The organism is Actinomadura sp. NTSP31, from assembly GCF_041951385.1.
GTDB classification, from domain to species: domain Bacteria; phylum Actinomycetota; class Actinomycetes; order Streptosporangiales; family Streptosporangiaceae; genus Spirillospora; species Spirillospora napierensis.
Genome location: NZ_JBGNUT010000005.1, coordinates 167,263 through 187,503, shown reverse-complemented (window position 1 = coordinate 187,503; position 20,241 = coordinate 167,263). Strand labels below are relative to the sequence as shown.

Genomic DNA, 20,241 nt, shown 5'->3' with positions numbered 1-20,241 from the left:
CATGATCAAGAGGCGGCGTTGATGATCTCAGCCAGGTCGGTGGGGTGGGAGAGGAAGGCGGAGTGGCTTGAGGGGAGTTCGTGGACGTGGGCGGCGCGGGTGCTGAGGGTTCTCTGGACGCCTACGGCGGTCGCGCGGTCTTCGGTGCAGATGACGTAGGTGGAGGGGATCGTCTTCCAGGCGATGCTGTCGGGGGACTGCTGGGCGAAGGGCGGGGCCATGGGGCGTAGGTGGCTTGCGGCCTCGCGGGGGTCCGGGCAGTCGTGGAAGAGGACGTCCTCGGCGCGGTCGGGTTTGAAGACCAGGAGGCCGTCCTGGAAGTCGCAGTCGACCTGGGGGTTGATGTTGGGTTCGGTGCCGGCCATGGCGGCGAAGGTCATGAGCGTCTCGTTCTCGTCGGCGTTGTAGGCGGCGACGTAGACGAGGTGGCGCACGGCGGGGTGGCCCGCGGCGGCTTCGGTCGCGGGCATGCCGCCGTAGGAGTGGGCGACGAGGGTGACGTCGGTGTGGGCGTCGAGGGCCTCCTTGATCGCCCGGGCGTCGTCGTGCAGGTCGCCGTGGGCGGGGCCGCAGCTGGGCAGGTCCACGGTGACGGCCGGGGTGTTCAGGTGGGGCGTCACCTCCCGCCAGTACCAGGGGCTGTGCCAGGCTCCGTGCACCAGGACGATCGTCATGGAAGCATCGTAGAACGATGTGCCGGGGGCGTCGCGGGGCTTCGGGAAGGCGGACATAACCTGGAGTTATGCGGAACGTGGTGGCGGGTGTGCTCGATGTTTGCTGCGTGCTCGTGTTCGTGGGGATCGGGCGTAGCTCGCATGACGAGGCCGGAAGTGTGAGCGGGTTCCTCGGTACCGCGTGGCCGTTCCTGGTGGGCATCGCGGCGGGGTGGGCCTTGCTGCGGGTGTGGCGCCGGCGGGCCGATGCGGTGCCGGTGGGGGTCGGCGTCTGGTTGTCGACGGTCGCGGTGGGGATGGTCCTGCGAGTCGTTTCGGGGCAGGGGATCGCGTTCACGTTCGTGCTGGTCGCGCTGGTGTTCCTGGGCCTGGTGCTGGTCGGGTGGCGGGGTGCGGCGCGGGGTCTGGAGGCCGCCCGGGGTGACAAACCGGAGCGTGTCTGAGTTGTTGGATCTCTCCAAATGACCGGCCGGTCTGTTTGCCGGTCGGGCCGGTTGACGCCGGATGCGAGGTGCTGGTGAAGTTACCCGCGAGTCACGTGGGTGACCGAGCAAGCATGTCGAAGGGGACACGATGGCATCTGCGCTGCGGGACTGGCTGGACAAGCCGAACACCGGACGCGGCGTCCACCTGGCGGCCGACGACGGCGGCTGGGACTTCCGCGGCTACGGTGAGCTGGCGTCCGCGGCGCGCCGCACGGCCGGAGCGCTGATCGAGGAGGGCGTCCGGCCCGGCGACGTGGTCTGCTTGATCCTGCCCACGGACTTCACCTGTGTCGAGACCTACTTCGCGGTGTGGGCGGCCGGCGCCACGGTGTGCCTGATCACGCCGCCGCTGTTCCAGGACGGGGACGACTACGTCGCGCACGTGGCGGCGATCCTGGCGCAGGCCCGGCCGGCGCTGGTCGTCGCGTCCGAGGGGCTTTCGGACTACGCGGGACGCGCGATGGCGCAGGCGGGCCTGGACGGGGGCCCGTGGCTGCCGCGGCGGGCCGAGGCCGAGGCCGCGGTGCAGCCCGCCGGGGAGCTGGCCCTGCTGCAGTTCACCTCCGGGTCCAGTGGCGCGCCGCGCGGCGTCATGGTGACCTGGGACAACCTGGAGGCCAACTGCGAGCTGATCGCGCGGACGGCCGGGTTCGAGGACACCGACGTCGTCGCGTCCTGGCTGCCGCTGTACCACGACATGGGCCTGATCGGGACGTTCATCACCCCGATCGCGCGGCAGGGGAACCTGCGGCTGATGCGTCCCGACCACTTCATCCGCGACCCCGCACGGTGGATCCGGTGCTTCGCGGACGCCCAGCACACGGCGGCGCCGCCGTTCGCCTACGCCTACTGCGCGCGGCGGGTGAAGCCGGAGCAGCTGGAGGGGCTCGACCTGTCGGGCTGGAAGATGGCGCTGATCGGCGCGGAGCCCATCGACCCGCATTCGCTGGAGGTCTTCGCGGAGCTGCTGGAGCCGTTCGGGTTCTCGCGCACGGCGTTCCGCCCGGCGTACGGGATGGCGGAGACGACGCTGCTGGTCACCATGGACAAGGAGCTGCGCGACCCGCTGGCCGTCCGGCCCGATCCGCAGTCGCTGTCGTTCGGGGAGCCGGTGCGGATCCTGGAGGAGCACACGCTCGGCCCGCGGTCGCGCGGGGCGAAGGCCGGGTGGATCGTCGGGTGCGGGACGCCGGAGGAGGACGTCCCCGTCACCATCGTCGACGACGACGGGCGCGAGATGCCCGCGGGCGTGCTCGGCGAGATCGTCGTGGGCGGCGCGTCGGCGTGCCCCGGGTACTACGCGGGCGCCGAGGCCAAGTCGACGCGGTTCATCGACGGGAAGGTCTACACGGGCGACGCGGGCTTCTTCCACGAGGGGCAGCTGTTCGTGCTCGGCCGGATGGGCGACAGCATCAAGGTGCGCGGCCGGTCGGTCTACGTGGAGGACCTCGAGTCCAAGATCGCCGAGGTGAGCGGGCTCGGGAAGGGCCGCATCGTGGTCGTCGGCGTGCCCGGTGCCGGGCAGAAGGGCCTGGCGCTGTTCGCCGAGACGCAGGACGAGGCGTGGGTGCCGGAGGTGCGGGAGATGCTGCGCCGCCGGGTCGGCGAGGACGTCGAGGTGACCATCGTGGTCGGCGCCGGGCTGATCCAGCGGACGTCCAGCGGCAAGCCGCGCCGCCGCTACATGTGGGAACGGCTCAAGGACGGGCAGATGGACGGTGCCCGCGTGGTGAAGTGAGCCGCTGCACGCGCCGTCCAATTGCTAATGCCGGTGATAACGGACAACATGGCGTTGACGCTCTGAAGGGTCGACGATGCCGGTTGCCAAGTCCCTGTTCCGTGCAGTTCGAGGGGGGACGACCCCCCACGCCCCCCGGGTCGCTGCGCTCCTGAGTTTGGGATCCCGCCTGGGCTCCACCGCCCAGAACGCCCTGGAAGTCGCCCGGTTCGGCGGGCTCGACACCGAGGAGGACGCCTCCCCGTTCGAGGTGGTGACCGAGCAGCGGGTGTACCGGCTGCGGCACTACTTCCCGGAGTCGGCGGACGGTCCGGTGATGCTGCTCGTCCCGCCGCTGATGATCACGGCGGAGGTGTACGACATCTCCTCGCGGGTCAGCGCGGTCGGGGTCCTGCGGGACCTCGGCGTGGACCCGTGGGTGGTCGACTTCGGCGCCCCCGAGCGGGAGCCGGGCGGGCTGGAGCGCACCGTCACCGACCACGTGGTGGCGGTCAGCGACGCCGTCGACCGGATCCGGGCGATCACCGGCAGGGACGTGCACCTCGCCGGGTACTCGCAGGGCGGCATGTTCGTCTACCAGGCGGCCGCGTACCGGCGCAGCGAGGGCGTCGCGTCGGTGGTGACGTTCGGCAGCCCGGCCGACACCAGCGTGGGGCTGCCGTTCGGGCTGCCGAGCTGGATCGCGACGGAGGGCGCCGAGCGGATCCCGGACTGGATGCTCGGCGGGTTCGCGGTGCCGGGCTGGGTGACGCGGCTGGGGTTCCAGCTGCTCAGCCCGGTGAAGTCGGTGCGGTCGCGGGCCGAGTTCATCATGCAGCTGCACGACCGGGAGCGGCTGGCGCCGCGCGAGCGGCAGCGCCGGTTCCTGGAGCGCGAGGGCTGGGTGTCGTGGCCGGGCCCGGCGCTGGCCGAGTTCATCCGGCAGTTCATCCAGCACAACCGGATGCTCACGGGCGGGTTCGTCATCGGCGACCGCCTCGTCACGCTGGCCGACATCACGTGCCCGGTGCTGACCTTCGTCGGCGAGGTCGACGAGATCGCGGCGCCGCCGATGGTGCGCGGGATCCGGCGGGCCGCGCCGCGCGCCCAGGTGTACGAGGCGTGCCTGCGAGCCGGGCATTTCGGGCTCGTCGTGGGCAGCCTCGCGATCTCGCGGACGTGGCCGTCGGTGGCGGCGTGGGTGCGCTGGCGCGAGGGCGACGGGGAGCTGCCCGAGATCGTCGCGCCGGTGAACGGGGACGAGGAGGCGCCGCCGGCCGCCCTGCCCGGCGGGCCCGCCGGCTACGGGCTGCAGCTGGCGATGGGCATCGGGACGAACGCCGCGCGCTCGGCGTTCCGGACGGCGGCGCGGGCCGTCCAGGGGACGCGGCAGCTGACCGGCGAGGCGGCGCAGAACCTGCCGCGGCTCGCCCGGCTGGAGCGGATCCACTCCAACACCCGCATGTCGATGGGGCTGCTGCTGGACGAGCAGGCCCGGCGCATGCCGGCGGAGGTCTTCTTCCTCTACCAGGGGCGCGCGCACACCCACGACGCGGCGAAGCGGCGCATCGACGCCATCGTGCGGGGGCTGATCCACATCGGCGTCCGGCACGGGGACGCGGTGGGCGTGCTGATGGGGACGCGGCCGACGGCGCTGGCGCTGGTCGCGGCGCTGAGCCGGCTCGGCGCGGTCGCGGTGCTGCTGCGCCCGGACGGCGATCCGGCGGCGGAGGCCGCGCTGAGCGGGATCACGCGGGTCATCGCCGACCCCGAGCACGCGGCCCGCGCCGCCCGGCTGGACGGGGTGGAGGGCTACGTGCTCGGCGGCGCCGGACGCGGCGACCGGGGCCCGCTGACCGACATGGAGCGGATCGACCCGGACGCCGTCGAGCCGCCGAAGTGGTACCGGCCGAACCCGGGCCGGGCCGGCGACCTCGCGTTCGTGATCTTCAGCGGGGACGGCGAGCACCTGCGGGCGAGCCGGATCACCAACCGGCGGTGGGCGCTGTCGGCGTTCGGCACGGCCTCGTCCGCCGCGCTGTCGCCGGCCGACACCGTCTACAGCATCACGCCGCTGCAGCACCCGTCGGCGCTGCTGATGAGCCTCGGCGGCGCGGTCGCGGGCGGCGCGCGGCTGGCGCTCGCCGGCGGCTACGACCCGGAGACGTTCTGGGACGAGGCGCGCCGCTACGGGGTGACCGTCGCGTCCTACACCTGGACGCTGCTGCGCGACCTGGCCGACGCGCCGCCGGACCCGGCGGAGCGGCACCACGCCGTCCGGCTGTTCATCGGGTCGGGGATGCCGCGCAACCTGTGGCGGCGGGTCGAGGACCGGTTCGCGCCCGCGCGGGTGCTGGAGTTCTACGCCTCCACCGAGGGCGAGGCGGTCCTGGTGAACCTCAGCGGCAAGAAGCCCGGTTCGCTGGGCCGGCCGCTGCCGGGCAGCGCCGAGGTGCGGCTGGCCCGCTACGACCTGGAGAGCGGCCGGCTCGTGCAGGGCCCGGACGGCCTCGCGGTCGAGTGCGGGCCCGGCGAGATCGGCATGCTGCTCGCGCGGGTCCGGCCGTCGGCGGTGGGGTCCGCGGCGCGCCCGGTGCGCGGGGTGTTCCGCCCCGAGGACGCGTGGACGATCACCGGCGACCTGTTCCGGCGGGACGACGACGGCGACTTCTGGCTGGTCGGGCGGGACGCCGAGCTGATCCATACGGCGGAGGGGATCGTCCCGCCGGGGCCGATCCGCGACGCGCTCGGCGACCTGCCCTACATCGACACCGTCGCCGTCTACGGCATTCCGGCGGGCGACGGCGAGCTCGCCGCGGCGGCGGTCGGCCTGCGCGGCGGCGCCGGGGCCGGATCGGCTCCGGAGGGCGCCGGGCTGAAGCCGGTGGACCTGTCGGAGGCGTTGCTGCGGGTCGATCCCGGGCTGCGGCCGTCGATCGTCCGGGTGGTGGACGAGGTGCCGGTCACGGCCGGGCGGCGGCTGCGGACGGCCCCGCTGCGCGAGGAGGGCATCCCCGCCGCGGACGACGGCCGGGTGTACTACCGGGACCGGGCGGGCGCGTACCGTCCGCTGACGGAGGCGGCGCGGCGGCGGCTGCTGCGCGCGCCCGCGGCCCGCGAGGCGCGCTGAGCGCCAGATCTGATCCGAGGCGTAACTAACCTGGCGTAAGCCTGGACTTACGGATGTCCGCTGCGTTACAACAAAGCGACAGAAACTGCACTTTTGTTGCACGCCCGGCATCGGTCCGGGCGGCGCGTCCGGAGGGTTCATGACGAGCGTGCTCGCGCCGCCGCCGGAGGGCAGCGGTCTCAAGGCGGTCCCCGGCGTCCCCGGAATCCCGTACGTCGGCAACACCCTCAGCGTGATGCGCGACCCGATCGGGATGGCCCGGCGCCGCTACGAGGAGTACGGGCCGATCGCGTGGGGCTGGCTGCTCGGCATGCGGACCTGCACCGTCCAGGGCCCGGAGGCCGCCGAGGCGGTACTGGTCAACCGGGACAAGGCGTTCGCGAACGGGCCCGCCTGGAGCTACTTCATCGGGCCTTTCTTCAACCGCGGCATCATGCTCCTGGACTTCGAGGAGCACCTGCACCACCGCCGGATCATGCAGCAGGCGTTCACCCGGCCGAGGCTGCGCGCCTACATGGACGCGATGGTGCCCGGCATCGTCCGGGGCGTCGAGGCGTGGGACCCCGGATCCGGCTTCAAGGTCTACGACCACGTCAAGCAGCTGACCCTCGACCTCGCGACGGACGTCTTCATGGGCGTCGAGCTGGACCGCGCCGAGGCCGACCGGGTCAACGGCGCGTTCATCGACGCCGTTCGGGCCGGCACCGCCTACGTCCGGTTCAACGTCCCCGGCCTGCGCTGGAACAAGGGCCTGCGGGCCCGCAGGGAGCTGGAGGCGTTCTTCTACCAGCACCTGCCCGCCAAGCGCCGGGACGGCGGCGACGACCTGTTCGCGGCGCTGTGCGAGGCGGAGACCGACGACGGGCAGCGCTTCACCGACGAGGACGTCGTCAACCACATGATCTTCGCGCTGATGGCGGCGCACGACACCACCACCATCACGCTCACCACGATGGCGTACTACCTGGCCAAGTACCCCGAATGGCAGGAGCGGCTGCGCGACGAGTCGTTCGCGCTGGCGGAGCGGCTCGGCCGGCCGTCGCTGGAGTACGCGGACCTGGACGAGCTGACCGGCATCGACATGGTGATGAAGGAGTCGCTGCGGATGGTCCCGCCCGTCCCCGCGCTGCCGCGCCGGGTCGTCAAGGACACCTCGATCCTCGGCTACCACATCCCCGCCGGCACGACCGTCGTCGTCCCGATGCTCAGCAACCACCGCATGGCGCAGTGGTGGAAGGACCCCGACACCTTCGACCCCGACCGGTTCTCGCCGGAGCGCCGCGAGGACAAGGTGCACAAGTACGCGTGGTCGCCGTTCGGCGGCGGCGCGCACAAGTGCATCGGGATGTACTTCGCGGGGATGCAGGTGAAGACGATCCTGCACCAGGTGCTCCAGCGCTACCGGTGGAGCGTGCCCGCGCGGTACGAATGGCCGTTGGACACCACGTCCCTGCCGTCCCCGAAGGACGGCCTGCCCGTCCGCCTAGACCGGCTTCAGGAGGCCCCGTGAGCAAGGTCATCGCGATCACCGGTGCGGCGCGCGGCATCGGCCTGGCCACCGCCCGCGCGCTCAAGGCGCGGGGCGCGGCGGTGGTCGTCGGCGACATCGACGAGGCCGCCGTCAAGGAAGCGGGCGAGTCGCTGGGCGCCGCCGCGTTCCCGCTGGACGTGACGGACCGCGCGTCGTTCGAAACGTTCCTGGCGAACGCCGAGGACGCCGCCGGGCCGCTCGACGTCCTGGTGAACAACGCCGGGATCATGCCGATCGGGCCCGTCACAGACGAGAGCGACGCCGACGCCCGCCGCTGCCTGGACATCAACGTGCACGGCGTCATGCTGGGCACCAAGCTCGCGCTGGCCCGGATGCTGCCGCGCGGGCGCGGCCACGTGATCAACGTGGCGTCCGTCGCGGGGGTGATGCCGACGCCGGGCCTCGCCCTCTACAACGCCAGCAAGTCGGCCGTCGTGGCGTTCACCGAGGCGGCGCGGCTGGAGGTGCAGGGCAAGGGGGTGCACGTCAGCGCGGTGCTGCCGACGTTCACCAACACCGACCTGATCGCGGGGACGCGCAGCCCGAAGGGGATGCGCAACTGCGAGCCGGAGGAGATCGCCGCCGCGGTCGCCGCGCTGATCGGCCGTCCCCGCCCGCAGGTCGTGGTGCCGAAGGCGCTCGGCCGGCAGATCAGGTTCGGCGCGCTGCTGCCGGACCGGCTGAAGCAGGCGGTCGCCCGCCGCTACGGCCTCGACACGATCTTCCTCGACTACGACCCCGAGGCCCGCAAGACCTACGACGCCAGAATCCGCTCCGGCGCGTGAGCGTCACCGCGTGCGGGCGCGGCGGAAGGCCCTGCGGGCCTGGGGGAGGTAGCGGACGGAGTCCGGGAGCAGCGGCCACAGCGCGTTGCCGCGGCGGACGACCGCCGCGAACCGGCGGTACCGGCGCTCGTCGGCCGCGCTCCACGGGAGGTCCAGCAGCTCGCGCATCCGGGGATGGAGGCCGCCGACCGTGATGAACCGGGCGACCGCGTTCAGCGGCGGCGACACCGCCCGCCACACCGGCGCCGGGACCTTCGGCGGCGCGGGCAGGCCCTTGGTGACGTAGCCGACGCCGTACCGGGCGGTCTTGTGCGCGACGATCTCCTCGTCCAGCATCCGCTTCCAGTACGCCTGGAACGCCTCCCAGTCGTCCGGCATGGCCCGGTCGCTGACCCCGTACATCCGGAACCAGGTCTTGGACTCCTCGTAGATGCGGCGCTTCTCCGCCTCGCCGAGGGGCCGGACGAACGTCTCGATGCAGTAGAGCATGCTGTCGAGGAAGGTCGCGTGCGCCCAGTAGTAGGTCTCGGGATCGAGCGCGTGGTAGCGGGAGCCGTCCGGCATCGTCCCCTTGATGCCGACGTGGAAGTCGCGGACCTGACGTCCCGTCGCGGGGGAGCGGTCGCCGCCGTAGACGGTGTCGAGGATCGGCCCGGCGGATCGCTTCAGCCGCGCGAACGTCTCGGAGAAGAACACCGAGTGGTCCAGGACGCCCTGGCCGAGCGCCGGGAGCATGTTCTGCAGCACGGCGGCACGCGGGCCGACCAGCAGCATTCGGGTGTCGCCGAAGTACCGCCAGGTCAGGGAGCCGGGGCCGAGGGGTGTGGGCGCTGGGTCGGTCATGGGCACCGCCGGGGGGAGACGCGTGTGGAACAGAACGACGATAATTGTAGCTATGTTGCGCCGCCCGGCGCGGACGGGGCCTTCGGGGCGGTTAGGGTGCGTCCATGACCACGGACGCGACCTCCCTGACCGGCGCCCCGCCGTCCGACCGCCGGGCGGACGGGCTGCTCGCCCGCCTCTCCGATCCCGCCGCCGACGGCGACGGCCTCGACGCCCGGATCCTGGACGCCGCGCTCGGGGAGTTCGAGACCTACGGGCTGCGCCGGGTCAGCGTGGAGGACGTGGCGAAGCGGGCCGGCGTCGCGCGCACCACCATCTACCGGCGGTTCAGCAACAAGGAGCAGCTCCTCCAGGCGGTGATCCTGCGCGAGTGCCGCCGCTTCCTGACCGGGATCGCCCGCGCGACCGAGGGCCTGGCGTCGCCCGAGGACGCGGTGGTCGAGGGGTTCGTGGCCGGCCTGCAGAGCGCCCGCACGCACCCGCTGATGACCCGCGTCCTGCAGAGCGAGCCGGAGGCGTTCCTGCCGCAGCTCAGCATGAACGGCGGCGCGGTGATGCTCGCCGCCCGCGACGTCCTCGCCGACCGGCTGCGCCGGGCCCGCCCCGAGCGGGCCGAGGAGCACAACGCCGTCGCCGAGGTGCTGCTGCGGGTCGCGGTGTCGCTGCTGCTCGTCCCGGGCGGCGGGCTCGCCCTGGACGACGAGGACGCCATCCGCGCCTTCGCCCGCGACTACCTCACCCGGATGCTCCGCTCCGGAGCCGACGGCGTCGGCTGATTCCGGCCCATTCCGCTCGAGGGCGCCCGTCCCGTACTCTCTGATTTGTCGAATTTCGTTCTAGAATCGGAGGCGCGGCATGGAGGCGGTCGTTCGGACGGCGTACGGCGACGTTCGCGGCACGACCAGGGACGGCGTCACCGCCTTCCTCGGCATCCCCTACGCGGCGCCCCCGTTCGGCGCGAACCGGTTCAAGGCGCCGCAGCCGCCCGAGCGGTGGGACGGCGTCCGGGACGCCGTCGAGTACGGGCCGACGGTGCCCAAGCCCGGCTACCCGCGCCCCTACGACCGGCTCCTGCCCGACCCGGTCATCCCGGGGGAGGACTGCCTCAACCTGAACGTCTGGACCCCTGAGCCCGGCGGGTCCGGGCTGCCGGTCATGGTGTGGATCCACGGCGGCGCGTTCCGCAACGGGTCCGGCGCCGTCGACGTCTACAACGGCCGCAACTTCGCCCGCGACGGCGTCGTCTGCGTGAGCATCAACTACCGGCTCGGCGTCGAGGGCTTCGCGCATCTGCCCGGCGCGCCCGCCAACCGGGGGCTGCTCGACCAGATCTTCGCGCTGGAGTGGGTCCGCGACAACATCGCCGGATTCGGCGGCGACCCCGCCCGCGTCACGGTGTTCGGCGAGTCCGCCGGAGCGATGAGCGTCAGCACCCTGCTCTCCCTCGACCTCGGCCTGTTCCACCGCGCGATCGCGCAGAGCGGCGCCGGATCCATCGCGCAGGACCCGGCGGACGCGCTGCTCGTCACCAAGGAGATGGCCGCCCGGCTCGGCGTGGAACCGACCGCCGAAGGGTTCGCCGGACTCGCTCCGGCCGCGGTCCTGCCGATCCAGTCCGCCGTCGCCGCCGAGGTCACCGCGCTGCCCGACCCCGGCCGGTGGGGCGCCACGACCGCCGCGGGCGGCATGTCGCTCACCCCCGTGCTGGACGGCGAACTGCTCTCCCGGCGGCCCGAGGACGCGGTCCGCGACGGCGCCGGACGCGACGTCGACCTGCTCGCCGGCTACACCTCCGAGGAGTTCCGGCTGTTCCTGATGCCGACCGGGATCGCCGCCGCCGTCAACGACGACCTGGTGTTCGCCGCGACCGCCGGGATGGGCGTGCCGCCGGCGGTCGCGGCCGCCTACCGGGAGCGCCACCCCGACGCCGCGTCCGGCGAGCTGATGGCGACGATCATCACCGACAGCCTGTTCCGGGTCCCCGCCAACCGGCTCGCCGAGCGGCACGCCGCGTCCGGCGGCACCGGCGGGACCTGGATGTACGAGTTCGGCTGGCGGTCCCCGAACCACGACCTCGGCGCCTGCCACGCGCTGGAGCTCGGGTTCGTCTTCGACAACCTCACCGCCGAGCCCGAGGGCCTCGCGGGCCCGAACCCGCCGCAGGACCTCGCCGACCGGATGCACCGCGCCTGGGTGTCGTTCGCGGTGGACGGCGACCCCGGCTGGGACCGGTTCGACCCGTCCGCCCGCGCCGTGAAGCTGTTCGGCCACCCGTCGGACGAGCTCGTCCACGACCCCCGCGGCGCCGACCGCGAGCTCTGGTCCTGACGCGTCACAGGCCGGCGGTGATGTGCTCGGCGATCGCCAGGGACGACGTCGCCGCGGGCGAGGGCGCGTTGCGGACGGTCACGACCGGGCCGATGCGGCCGATGCGGAAGTCGTCGACCAGCGAGCCGTCCGGGTCCACGGCCTGGGCCCGGACGCCCGCCGGCGCGGCGACGACGTCGTCCGCGGTCAGCTCGGGCACGAACCCGCGCGCCTGCGCGACGAACGCCCGCTTGACCGCCGACCCGTACAGCTCCTTCGCGCCGGTCCGCCAGTGCCGCCGCGCGAGATGCCGGAAGCCGGGCGAGCGCAGCGTCTCCCACAGGTCGGCGGGACGGACGTCGCGGCGCCGGTAGCCCTCCCTGGCCAGCGCCAGGACGGCGTTCGGGCCGACGTCGACGCCGCCGTCCACGCGGCGGGTGAAGTGGACGCCGAGGAACGGGTAGCGCGGGTCGGGCACCGGGTAGATCAGGCCGCGCACCAGGCCCGTGCGGGACGGGACGAGCCGGTAGTACTCGCCCCGGAACGGGACGATCGCGGGGTCGGGGGAGTCGCCCGCCAGCCGCGCGACCCGGTCCGACTGCAGGCCCGCGCACACGATCAGCAGGTCGAAGAGCAACTCCTCGTCCGGTGAGCCGACCCGGACGCGCCCGCCCGCCCGGCCGAGCCGGACGACGTCGAAGCCCAGCCGGACCTCGCCGCCGCCGTCGGTGACGTCGGCGGCGAACGCGCGCGCCACCGCCGGGAAGTCGACGATGGCGGTGGTCGGGGAGTGCAGCGCCGCGACGCCGGCGGCGTGCGGCTCGATCTCGCGCAGTTCGGCGCCCGTCAGCCGCCGCAGCCCCGGCACCCCGTTGGCGGCCGCGCGCCGTTCGATCTCCTCCAGCGGGCCGATCTCGCCCGCGTCGCGCGCCACGACGAGCTTGCCGCACTCCTCGTACGGCAAGCCCTTCTCGGCGCAGTAGTCCTTCAGCAGGCCGATGCCGCGGCGGCACAGGGTCGCCTTGAGCGATCCCGGCGCGTAGTAGAGGCCCGCATGGGCGACGCCGCTGTTGTGGCCCGTCTGATGGGCCGCGACGCGGGCCTCCTTGTCCAGGACCGTCACCTTCATGTCCGGCCGCGTCCGGGTCAGCCGGCGCGCTATGGCCAGCCCCAGGATCCCGGCCCCGACGACACCGACCCGTATCTCCGCCACGGCGGAATGCTACGGCCCGCCGGGCGGGCGCCCGTCAGGCGGGCGGGGTCAGCTGCCCAGGCGCTTGCGTCCCTGGGCGCGCAGCCGCTTGCGCTGCGACGGGTCGAGCATCAGGTACCCCGCCACGGGGATGCCGAGCGCCACCAGGATGATGATGAGGCTCGCCCACGCGGGCAGGATGAACAGGGTGATGAGTCCGACGACGACGCCGCCGATAGCGATCTTGGTCTGGGTCGACATCCGATACCTCCGTTTGCGGGCCGCTCACATGGTTCAACGGCCGTCCGCCGACCGCTGTTCCACGATATGTCGCGAGTCCGCGGGAAACCAGCGCTCAGACCCGCAGGGACAGCTGGCCGCCGCCCAGGGTGCGCAGCACCTCGGCGTGCAGCCGGCCGTTGGTGCACACCACGCTGCCGCCGTCCGGGCCCGGCACGCCGGACAGGTCGGTGAACATCCCGCCGGCCTCCTCCACGATCACCTGGAGGGCGGCGAGGTCCCACAGCGACACCTCCGGCTCGGTGGAGATGTCGATCGCGCCCTCCGCCACCATCATGTGCGACCAGAAGTCGCCGAACGCCCGCGTCCGCCACACCTGCCGGGTCAGGTCGATGAAATGGGGCAGGCGGCCCTGCTCCTCCCAGCCGCTCAGGCTGGAGAACGACAGTGACGCGTCCGACAGGTCCGTCACCGCCGACACCGTCATCCGGGACGCCCGGGTGAGGCTGCGGCCCGTCCAGGCGCCGCCGCCGCGCGCCCCCCACCAGCGCCGGCTCAGCGACGGCGCCGACACCACCCCGACCACGATCTCGTCGTTCTCCATCAGCGCGATCAGCGTCGCCCACACCGGGACGCCCCGCACGAAGTTCTTCGTCGCGTCGATCGGGTCGATGATCCAGCACCGGTTGCCGTACCCGGTGCGGCCGTACTCCTCGCCGAGCACCGCGTCCCGCGGCCGGGCCCGCTTCAGCGTGCCGCGGATCTGCTCCTCCACGCTGCGGTCGGCGTCGCTGACCGGCGTCAGGTCCGGCTTGGTCTCGACGCTCAGGTCGAGGGCGCGGAAACGCCTGGTCGTGATGTCGTCGGCCCCGTCCGCCAGCACGTGCGCGAGACGCAGGTCATCGGAATAGCCCGCCACGGCGTGCCACGCTACCGCGATCACGCCCCGCGCCGACACACTCACCCCGGGCCGTTACGGCTTTTCGGCCCGCCCGTGAGGCGCGGCGGCCGGTCCCCGCGGCGCGCACCTGGCAGCATGGGGCGCATGGCCCACGACCTACCCGGGTGGGTCGCCGAGCTCACCGACCCGCGCCGCGCGCGGACGCTCGACGAGCTCGCCGACCGCCTCGTCCCCCTGGCCGAGCACGCCATCGACGTCTCCCGCCGATTGCAGACCCAGCTGAACGAGCTGAACGACCCGTTCAAACGGGAGGCGCTGTACGGCCGGGTGGAGCGGCTGAAGGCCCGGTCCGGCGAGGCGTTGGAGGAGATCACCGCGGAGATCGCCGCGTCCGGCGACGAGCGCATCGAACGACTCTGGGCCGACTGGGCGCAGCGCGCCGGGACCGGCGAGCGCGACGCCCGCGAGCAGGACCTGCGCCGCCGGCTGGACCGCGACGTCGCCCCCGTGCTGGCGCGCAGCCGCCAGGACGTGGCCGAACGGGTCGCCGCGCGCTCTTCCGCCGCCCTGGAGGACGCGACGCAGACCCTGCTGACCCGGGTGGAGGAGCTCGCCAAGGCCGTCACGGACCTGATCACCGAGGTGCTGCCGCTGGCCCGCGAGGGGCTGATGCTCGCCAGCCGCATCTCCACGCTCTCCGGGCAGGCCCGCAAGTCCGGCCGCGGCCCGATCCCGGACGGGCTGAGGGACGCGGGCGCCGACACCGCCCGCGCGTTCGACGAGGCCGTCGCGCGGCTGGAGCTGGAGTGGGCCGCGCTCGGCGCCCGCTCCGCGAGCGTGCGGGCCGCGCTGCGCGCCGCCGAGGAGAGCGCCTTCAGCGGGGTCACCGAGGAGATGACCCGGTGCGTGGAGGAGCTGGCACCCGAGCACGTCCGGGCGCTGAACGAGGCCGAGGCCCGGGCTCGCAGCCTGTTCGAGGAGCCCCGGGACGCCGCGTCCGGCTCGTGAGCCGGGCCGGCGAGCGGCTCAGCCGGGGGCCTGGAAGGTATTGAGGAACGTGTCGTAGACGGGCAGCGTCGCGTCCCAGTGCGCCTGGTCGGCGACCGCGAGGACCTGGTACAGCGCGCCGTCGAACGCGAACACCCGCACGCGGGCGCGGCTCGGCGTCCCGTTCTTGACGAACGTGAAGTCGATCTCCGCCGCGTCCCGGCCCTTGTAGGCGATGTTCCGGTGGAAGTACACCTGCTTGTAGCCGGTGTAGCCGGAGTCCTTGTCGTCGAAGCCCTCGGCCGCCGACGCCAGCGCGTCCCCGGGGTCGCGGGTGTCGAACAGGCCCGGCTGCACCCGCGAGACGGCCACGCCGCGCGTCGCCCCCTTCGCCGGGTCGGAGAAGGTGACGTCGTCCCCGGAGCCGTCCGCCTTCCACCCGTCGCGGACGGCCGCCACGAACGCCGACCCCTGGTACCGGTGGTACCCGGACGGGATGCCGGTGCTCGCCGCGCCGGTGCCCGCGCTGCCGGAGGCGGACGGGGTGGAACGCTGGGTCGGCCCGCCGTTGCCGCCGTTGGAGACGAAGACCGCGAACACGACCGCGGCCGCCACCACCGCCGCCGCGAAGACGCCCGCCGGGACGATCAGCTCCCAGCGATGCCGCCGCTGCGGCTGCGACTGCGGCTCCGATGGCCGCGGCGAGGGACCGGGGACCGGAGCCGGCGGCACGGTGTCCTGTCCGCCGCCGCCGAGGGTCGTGTCGAGCCCGATCGGCTCGGGCGGCGGCTGCGGTCCGGGAGGCGGCTGCGGGCCGGGGACCGGCGGCGCCGGCGGGGGGAGGGGCGCGCCCGGCACGACGAGGCGCAGCAGCCGCTCCGCCTCGTCGTGGCCGATCCGGGCCCGCGCGTCCCGGCGCAGCAGCCCGTGCAGCACCGGCTCCAGCGGCCCGGCCCGGCGCGGCGGGTCCGGGTCGTCCCTGAGCAGCGCCCCCATGAGGCCGAAGATGTCCGGTCGCTCGTACGGGCGGCGGCCCTCGACCGCCGCGTACAGCGTGGCGCCGAGCGACCACAGGTCGGACGCCGGGGTCGCGTCCTCCCGGCGGGCCTGCTCGGGCGACAGGTAGGCGGGCGAGCCGACGATCGCGCCGGTCTGCGTGAGCGTCTCGTCGCCGACGATGGTCGCGACGCCGAAGTCGGTGAGGACGGCGCGCCGGTCGGTGAGCAGCACGTTCGCCGGCTTGACGTCGCGGTGCACGACGCCCGCCGCGTGCGCCGCCCGCAGCGCCTCCAGCAGGTCGAGCCCGATCCGCGCCACCCGGTCCGGGGCGAGGGGTCCCTCCCGCCGGATCACCTCGTCCAGGGCGGGGGCCCGCACCAGCTGCATCACGATCCAGGGCCGGCCGTCCTCCCGGACGACGTCGTACACGGTGACGATGCCGTGGTGGTCGAGCCCCGCCGCCGACCGCGCCTCCCGCATCGTCCGCGCGTACATCCGCTCGGCCTGCGCCTCGTCCAGGCCGCGCGGCGGCGCCACCTCCTTGATCGCCACCTCGCGGCGCAGCACCGTGTCGCGGGCCAGCCACACGACGCCCATCCCGCCCCGGCCCAGCTCCTCCAGGAGCTCGTAGCGGCCTTCGTGGATGGTCTTCGGCATGCAGGCGACGATACCGATGCCGCCCGCGTTGTGAAGCGCCGTTCCGCCCGGATCGCGGCGCGCGGCGGAGGGCTACTCCGGCTCGCCCTCGCGGCTGGCGAGCAGCCGGCGCAGCGACTCCAGCCGGGCCCGGCTGGCGTGCCCGTCCGCGACCCATCCGTCCAGGCCGCAGGACTCCTGCAGGTGGTCGCAGAGCGGCGGGCAGCGCTCCGCCGCGCCCGCCGCCAGGTCCTCGAACGCGTTGATCACGTTCCCCGGTTCGACGTGCGCCAGCCCGAAGCTGCGCACCCCCGGGGTGTCGATGATCCAGCCGTCGCCGCCGGGCAGCTCCAGCGCGATCGCCGACGACGAGGTGTGCCGGCCCCGCCCGGTCACCGCGTTCACATGGCTGACGGCCCGCTCGGCGTCCGGGACCAGCGCGTTGACCAGCGTCGACTTGCCGACCCCCGAATGCCCGACGAGCACGCTCATCCGGCCGGACAAATGCCCGCGCAGCTCCGCCAGGTCGCCGCCGCGCCGCGTCACCAGATACGGGACGCCCAGCGGCGCGTACGCGGCGACCAGCTCGGCCGGGTCCGCGAGGTCGGCCTTGGTGAGGCACAGCAGCGGATCCATGCCGGCGTCGTAGCCCGCGACGAGCTGCCGGTCGATCATCCGGGGCCGCGGCTCCGGATCGGCCAGCGCCGTCACGATCACCAGCTGGTCGGCGTTGGCGACGACGATCCGCTCGAACGGGTCGGTGTCGTCGGCGGTGCGGCGCAGCGACGACGTCCGCGGCTCCACCCGGACGATCCGGGCGAGCGTGTCCGGCGCGCCGGACACGTCCCCGACCAGCGCGACCCGGTCGCCGACCACCACGCCCTTGCGGCCGAGCTCGCGGGCGCGCATCGCGACGACGGGCCGCTCGTCACCGGTCCCGGTGCCCACCAGGCAGCGGTACCGGCCCCGGTCCACCGCCGTCACGAACCCGGCGGAGGCGTCCTCGTGCGCCGGACGGCGGCGGGTGCGCGGCCGCGACCCGCGGCGCCCGGGCCGCACCCGGACGTCGTCCTCGTCGTAGTCCTGTACTCGTCGTGCCAGTGGTCCGTCCCCGTTCTCAGGCGGACGCCCGCATCGACGTCCACAGCTCGGTGAAACCTGGAAGTGTCTTGCCCACCGTGCCCGGATTCTCCACCTCGACGCCCGGGACGGCCAGGCCCAGCACCGCCGCCGCCATCACCATCCGGTGGTCGTCGTAGGTGCGGAAGACGCCGCCGTGCAGCTTGCGGGGCCGGATCTCCAGGCCGTCCGGCAGCTCCCGCGCGTCCCCGCCGAGCCCGTTGATCTCGGTGACGAGCGCCGCCAGCCGGTCGGTCTCGTGCCCGCGCAGGTGCGCGATCCCGGTCAGCCGGGACGGGGAGTCGGCCAGCGCGGCGAGCGCCGCGAGCACCGGCGTCAGCTCCCCGACGTCGTGCAGGTCGGCGTCCAGCCCGCGGAACCCGCCGGGCCCGCGGACGGTCAGCCCGTCCGGCCCGAGCGCCACGTCCGCGCCCATCCGGGCGAGCAGGCCGCGCAGCGCGTCGCCCGGCTGCGTCGTCTCCGCCGGCCAGTCCGGCACCGTGACGCGGCCGCCGGTGACCAGCGCGGCGCCGAGGAACTGCGCCGCGTTCGACAGGTCGGGCTCGATCACCCACTCGCCGCCGCGGACCGGCCCCGGCGCGACCCGCCAGAGGTTCTCCCCGGTCTCGACCGCCACCCCGCGCTCGCGGAGCATCGCCACCGTCATCGCCAGGTGCGGCGCGGACGGCACCGGCGGCCCCTCGTGCCGGACCTCCACGCCCTTGTCGAACCGCGGCGCCGCCAGCAGCAGCCCCGACACCAGCTGCGACGACCCGGACGCGTCGATCGTCACCGGGCCGCCGCCGACCGAGCCGGTCCCGTGCACGGTGAACGGCAGCGCGCCGCGCCCGCCGTCGTCGATCGCGACGCCGAGCGCGCGCAGCGCGGCGATGATCGGCCCCATCGGCCGCTTGCGGGCGTACGGGTCGCCGTCGACGGAGACCTCCCCGGCGGCCAGCGCCGCGACGGGCGGGACGAACCGCATCACCGTCCCGGCGAGCCCCGTGTCGACCCGAGCGGGCCCCCGCAGTTCACCCGGAAAGGTCTGCCAGTCGCCCTCCATCTGGGGGGACGACCCCCCAGCAACGGCATTCGAGTCCTCTCCAATGTTGGCCCCCAGCGCCCGCAGCGCGTCCGCCATCAGCTCGGTGTCGCGGCTGTGCAGCGGCCGGGTGATGCACACCGGGTCCTCGGCGAGCGCCGCCAGGATCAGCGCCCGGTTGGTCATCGACTTGGAGCCGGGCAGCCGGACCGTGGCGTCGACCGGGCCGCCGGCGACCGGGGCCTTCCAGTGCGGAGTGGGCATGCCCCAAGGCTATCGGGCGCGCCCGGTGGCGCGGCGAGCGGATTTCCCGCTCAGACAGGGATGGTGAGCAGCGTCCCGCCGCCGTCCACCACCACCTGGAAGCGGCTGATCTCGTCGCGCGACAGGGCCGTCGCGCCCTGCATCGTCAGCGGCTTCGGCGATCCGGGGACGCCGTAGCCCGGCGCGGGAACGCGCCAGCCGCCGACGACCGTCCGCGCCCCCGACGTCGACACCGCCTCCAGATGGCACCTCAGCGGGCCCTTGACCTTGGCCAGCTCGAAGGTCACCTGCGTCCCCCACTTCTTGTTCACCAGCCCGACCGTGCCGGACGCGCCGGTCCGCGCGTCCGTCGCCTGGTGCCGCTCGCCCACGATCGCCTGCGCCTGCGGCGGCGCCTTCTGCCCGTCGTCGCCGCCCAGCGTCGTCCCGACGCCGACCCCGGCCGCCACCAGCGCGGCGGCCGCCGCCGCTCCGGCCGCGTACGCGACGCGCCGCACCCGCCGGTCCCTGGCCTGCTTGCGCCGGACCAGGTCGATCACCGGCGCCGGGGGTCCGGCCGGTTCGCCCGGCGGCTCGGCCTCCGCCGGGCCGATCCCGGAGAGCGCCTCGGCCATCGAGCCCATCTCCCGCAACTCGGCCTGGCAGAAGCCGCAGGCCCGAAGATGCGCCTCGAAGGCCCGCCGATCATCGGCTTCGAGAAGCCCCAGCGCGTAGGCGCCGACGTCGGTGTGCTCGACCTGGGAACTCATGAGGTCACCCCCCTCTCCTCCAAGGCGACGCGCAGCGCGCGCAGCGCGTAGTAGACGCGGGACTTCACCGTGCCGACCGGGATCCCGAGGTGCTCGGCGGCCTGGTTCACCGTCCGGTCGCGCAGCACCGTCTCGGTCAGCGCCTGCCGGTGCGCGGGCGACAGCGAGGCCAGCGCCTCGGTCACGACGACCTTGCGCAGCAGGCCGTCCATCTCGTCCGCCATCGGGAGGTTCTCCAGGGGGGCGTCGCCGACCTCGGGCGGCCGTACGTCGCGGTGCCGCCGGTCGTCGATCACGATACGCCGGGCCACCGTGGCGAGCCAGGGCATCAGCGAGGACGAGCGGGCGTCCAGCCGGCCGGCGCTGCGCCACGCCCGGATCATCGTCTCCTGCGCCACGTCCTCCGCCCACTGCCGGTCGCCGCCGGTCAGCCGCAGCACGAACGACAGCAGCGGCCGCTGGTACTCCCGGTACAGCTCCGCCACCAGCTCCTCGCCGTCCGGTGCGGGGCGCGGGCCGCCGTCCGGGCCGGGCCTGCGGAGCAGGCTCCGCAGGCCGCCGGTCCGGCGGGTCGATCCGGGTGCTGCCATGCCGGGCGTCTCCGTGTCGGTCGAAGAACCCACGTCGGGGGGCGGTCACC

18 protein-coding genes are annotated in these 20,241 nt (G+C 74.0%); 8 read left to right on the top strand and 10 right to left on the bottom strand.

Annotated elements, in window-relative coordinates; genetic code table 11:
• Positions 1-5: 5 nt before the first annotated feature.
• Positions 6-674: an alpha/beta hydrolase gene (locus ACA514_RS10530; RefSeq protein WP_375040865.1), complete on the bottom strand. Its 669-nt coding sequence runs from the start codon at positions 672-674 to the stop codon at positions 6-8.
• 68 nt (positions 675-742) lie between these two features.
• Here ACA514_RS10530 and ACA514_RS10525 point away from each other — a divergent pair, with 68 nt between their 5' ends.
• The 5 genes from ACA514_RS10525 to ACA514_RS10505 all read left to right on the top strand — a co-directional run bounded on the left by ACA514_RS10525 (position 743) and on the right by ACA514_RS10505 (position 8,322).
• A complete protein-coding gene (locus ACA514_RS10525; RefSeq protein ID WP_375040864.1) occupies positions 743-1,117 on the top strand; it encodes a DUF3054 domain-containing protein in 375 nt (124 codons plus the stop codon).
• Between the two features lie 130 nt (positions 1,118-1,247).
• A complete protein-coding gene (locus ACA514_RS10520) occupies positions 1,248-2,897 on the top strand; it encodes an AMP-binding protein (RefSeq protein WP_375040863.1) in 1,650 nt (549 codons plus the stop codon).
• A gap of 157 nt (positions 2,898-3,054) precedes the next feature.
• Positions 3,055-6,006 (top strand): AMP-binding protein, encoded by a 2,952-nt coding sequence (locus tag ACA514_RS10515; RefSeq protein ID WP_375040862.1) that lies wholly within the window; start codon positions 3,055-3,057, stop codon positions 6,004-6,006.
• A 139-nt stretch (positions 6,007-6,145) separates the two neighbouring features.
• Entirely contained in the window at positions 6,146-7,516 is a 1,371-nt protein-coding gene (locus ACA514_RS10510) for a cytochrome P450 (RefSeq protein ID WP_375040861.1), read from the top strand.
• Entirely contained in the window at positions 7,513-8,322 is an 810-nt protein-coding gene (locus ACA514_RS10505; protein ID WP_375040860.1) for an SDR family oxidoreductase, read from the top strand. Before ACA514_RS10510 ends, ACA514_RS10505 begins: the two co-directional genes overlap by 4 nt.
• Before the next feature lie 3 nt (positions 8,323-8,325).
• On the opposite strand, the gene ACA514_RS10500 is transcribed toward ACA514_RS10505, so the two are convergent.
• A complete protein-coding gene (locus ACA514_RS10500; RefSeq protein ID WP_375040859.1) occupies positions 8,326-9,165 on the bottom strand; it encodes an oxygenase MpaB family protein in 840 nt (279 codons plus the stop codon).
• Between the two features lie 104 nt (positions 9,166-9,269).
• On the opposite strand from ACA514_RS10500, the gene ACA514_RS10495 reads away from it, so the two are divergent.
• Together ACA514_RS10495 and ACA514_RS10490 are read left to right on the top strand one after the other, a co-directional pair.
• Complete coding sequence (locus tag ACA514_RS10495; protein ID WP_375040858.1) at positions 9,270-9,941, top strand: TetR/AcrR family transcriptional regulator; 672 nt, start codon at positions 9,270-9,272, stop codon at positions 9,939-9,941.
• A 79-nt stretch (positions 9,942-10,020) separates the two neighbouring features.
• On the top strand, positions 10,021-11,493 hold the full coding sequence (locus tag ACA514_RS10490; protein ID WP_375040857.1) for a carboxylesterase/lipase family protein: 1,473 nt from the start codon (positions 10,021-10,023) through the stop codon (positions 11,491-11,493).
• 4 nt (positions 11,494-11,497) lie between these two features.
• Here the strand turns inward: ACA514_RS10490 and lhgO are convergent, their stop codons facing one another.
• The 3 genes from lhgO to hisN form a co-directional block, all read right to left on the bottom strand.
• Positions 11,498-12,685, bottom strand: coding sequence for an L-2-hydroxyglutarate oxidase (gene lhgO, locus ACA514_RS10485; RefSeq protein WP_375040856.1), 1,188 nt, complete (start codon positions 12,683-12,685; stop codon positions 11,498-11,500).
• 48 nt (positions 12,686-12,733) lie between these two features.
• Entirely contained in the window at positions 12,734-12,925 is a 192-nt protein-coding gene (locus ACA514_RS10480) for a hypothetical protein (RefSeq protein WP_375040855.1), read from the bottom strand.
• A 94-nt stretch (positions 12,926-13,019) separates the two neighbouring features.
• Entirely contained in the window at positions 13,020-13,823 is an 804-nt protein-coding gene (gene hisN, locus ACA514_RS10475) for a histidinol-phosphatase (protein ID WP_375040854.1), read from the bottom strand.
• 126 nt (positions 13,824-13,949) lie between these two features.
• On the opposite strand from hisN, the gene ACA514_RS10470 reads away from it, so the two are divergent.
• Positions 13,950-14,813: a hypothetical protein gene (locus tag ACA514_RS10470; RefSeq protein ID WP_375040853.1), complete on the top strand. Its 864-nt coding sequence runs from the start codon at positions 13,950-13,952 to the stop codon at positions 14,811-14,813.
• 18 nt (positions 14,814-14,831) lie between these two features.
• On the opposite strand, the gene ACA514_RS10465 is transcribed toward ACA514_RS10470, so the two are convergent.
• The 5 genes from ACA514_RS10465 to ACA514_RS10445 form a co-directional block, all read right to left on the bottom strand.
• Positions 14,832-16,448 carry a serine/threonine-protein kinase gene (locus ACA514_RS10465; protein ID WP_375040852.1) on the bottom strand — a complete coding sequence of 539 codons (1,617 nt, stop codon included), beginning with the start codon at positions 16,446-16,448 and terminating at the stop codon, positions 14,832-14,834.
• Positions 16,449-16,520: 72 nt separating this feature from the next.
• On the bottom strand, positions 16,521-17,486 hold the full coding sequence (gene rsgA, locus ACA514_RS10460; protein WP_375040851.1) for a ribosome small subunit-dependent GTPase A: 966 nt from the start codon (positions 17,484-17,486) through the stop codon (positions 16,521-16,523).
• Between the two features lie 58 nt (positions 17,487-17,544).
• Complete coding sequence (aroA, locus tag ACA514_RS10455) at positions 17,545-18,852, bottom strand: 3-phosphoshikimate 1-carboxyvinyltransferase (RefSeq protein ID WP_375040850.1); 1,308 nt, start codon at positions 18,850-18,852, stop codon at positions 17,545-17,547.
• Between the two features lie 50 nt (positions 18,853-18,902).
• Positions 18,903-19,601, bottom strand: coding sequence for an anti-sigma factor family protein (locus ACA514_RS10450; protein ID WP_375040849.1), 699 nt, complete (start codon positions 19,599-19,601; stop codon positions 18,903-18,905).
• Positions 19,598-20,086: a sigma-70 family RNA polymerase sigma factor gene (locus ACA514_RS10445; protein WP_375041105.1), complete on the bottom strand. Its 489-nt coding sequence runs from the start codon at positions 20,084-20,086 to the stop codon at positions 19,598-19,600. The genes ACA514_RS10450 and ACA514_RS10445 overlap by 4 nt, the downstream gene beginning before the upstream one ends.
• Positions 20,087-20,241 lie beyond the last annotated feature (155 nt).

Coding starts and splice junctions, on each gene's coding strand:
- ACA514_RS10530 (WP_375040865.1), bottom strand. CDS start 674: ATGACGATCGTCCTGGTGCACGGAGCCTGGCACAGCCCCTGGTACTGG.
- ACA514_RS10525 (WP_375040864.1), top strand. CDS start 743: ATGCGGAACGTGGTGGCGGGTGTGCTCGATGTTTGCTGCGTGCTCGTG.
- ACA514_RS10520 (WP_375040863.1), top strand. CDS start 1,248: ATGGCATCTGCGCTGCGGGACTGGCTGGACAAGCCGAACACCGGACGC.
- ACA514_RS10510 (WP_375040861.1), top strand. CDS start 6,146: ATGACGAGCGTGCTCGCGCCGCCGCCGGAGGGCAGCGGTCTCAAGGCG.
- ACA514_RS10500 (WP_375040859.1), bottom strand. CDS start 9,165: ATGACCGACCCAGCGCCCACACCCCTCGGCCCCGGCTCCCTGACCTGG.
- ACA514_RS10495 (WP_375040858.1), top strand. CDS start 9,270: ATGACCACGGACGCGACCTCCCTGACCGGCGCCCCGCCGTCCGACCGC.
- ACA514_RS10490 (WP_375040857.1), top strand. CDS start 10,021: ATGGAGGCGGTCGTTCGGACGGCGTACGGCGACGTTCGCGGCACGACC.
- ACA514_RS10480 (WP_375040855.1), bottom strand. CDS start 12,925: ATGTCGACCCAGACCAAGATCGCTATCGGCGGCGTCGTCGTCGGACTC.
- ACA514_RS10470 (WP_375040853.1), top strand. CDS start 13,950: ATGGCCCACGACCTACCCGGGTGGGTCGCCGAGCTCACCGACCCGCGC.
- ACA514_RS10465 (WP_375040852.1), bottom strand. CDS start 16,448: ATGCCGAAGACCATCCACGAAGGCCGCTACGAGCTCCTGGAGGAGCTG.
- aroA (WP_375040850.1), bottom strand. CDS start 18,852: ATGCCCACTCCGCACTGGAAGGCCCCGGTCGCCGGCGGCCCGGTCGAC.
- ACA514_RS10450 (WP_375040849.1), bottom strand. CDS start 19,601: ATGAGTTCCCAGGTCGAGCACACCGACGTCGGCGCCTACGCGCTGGGG.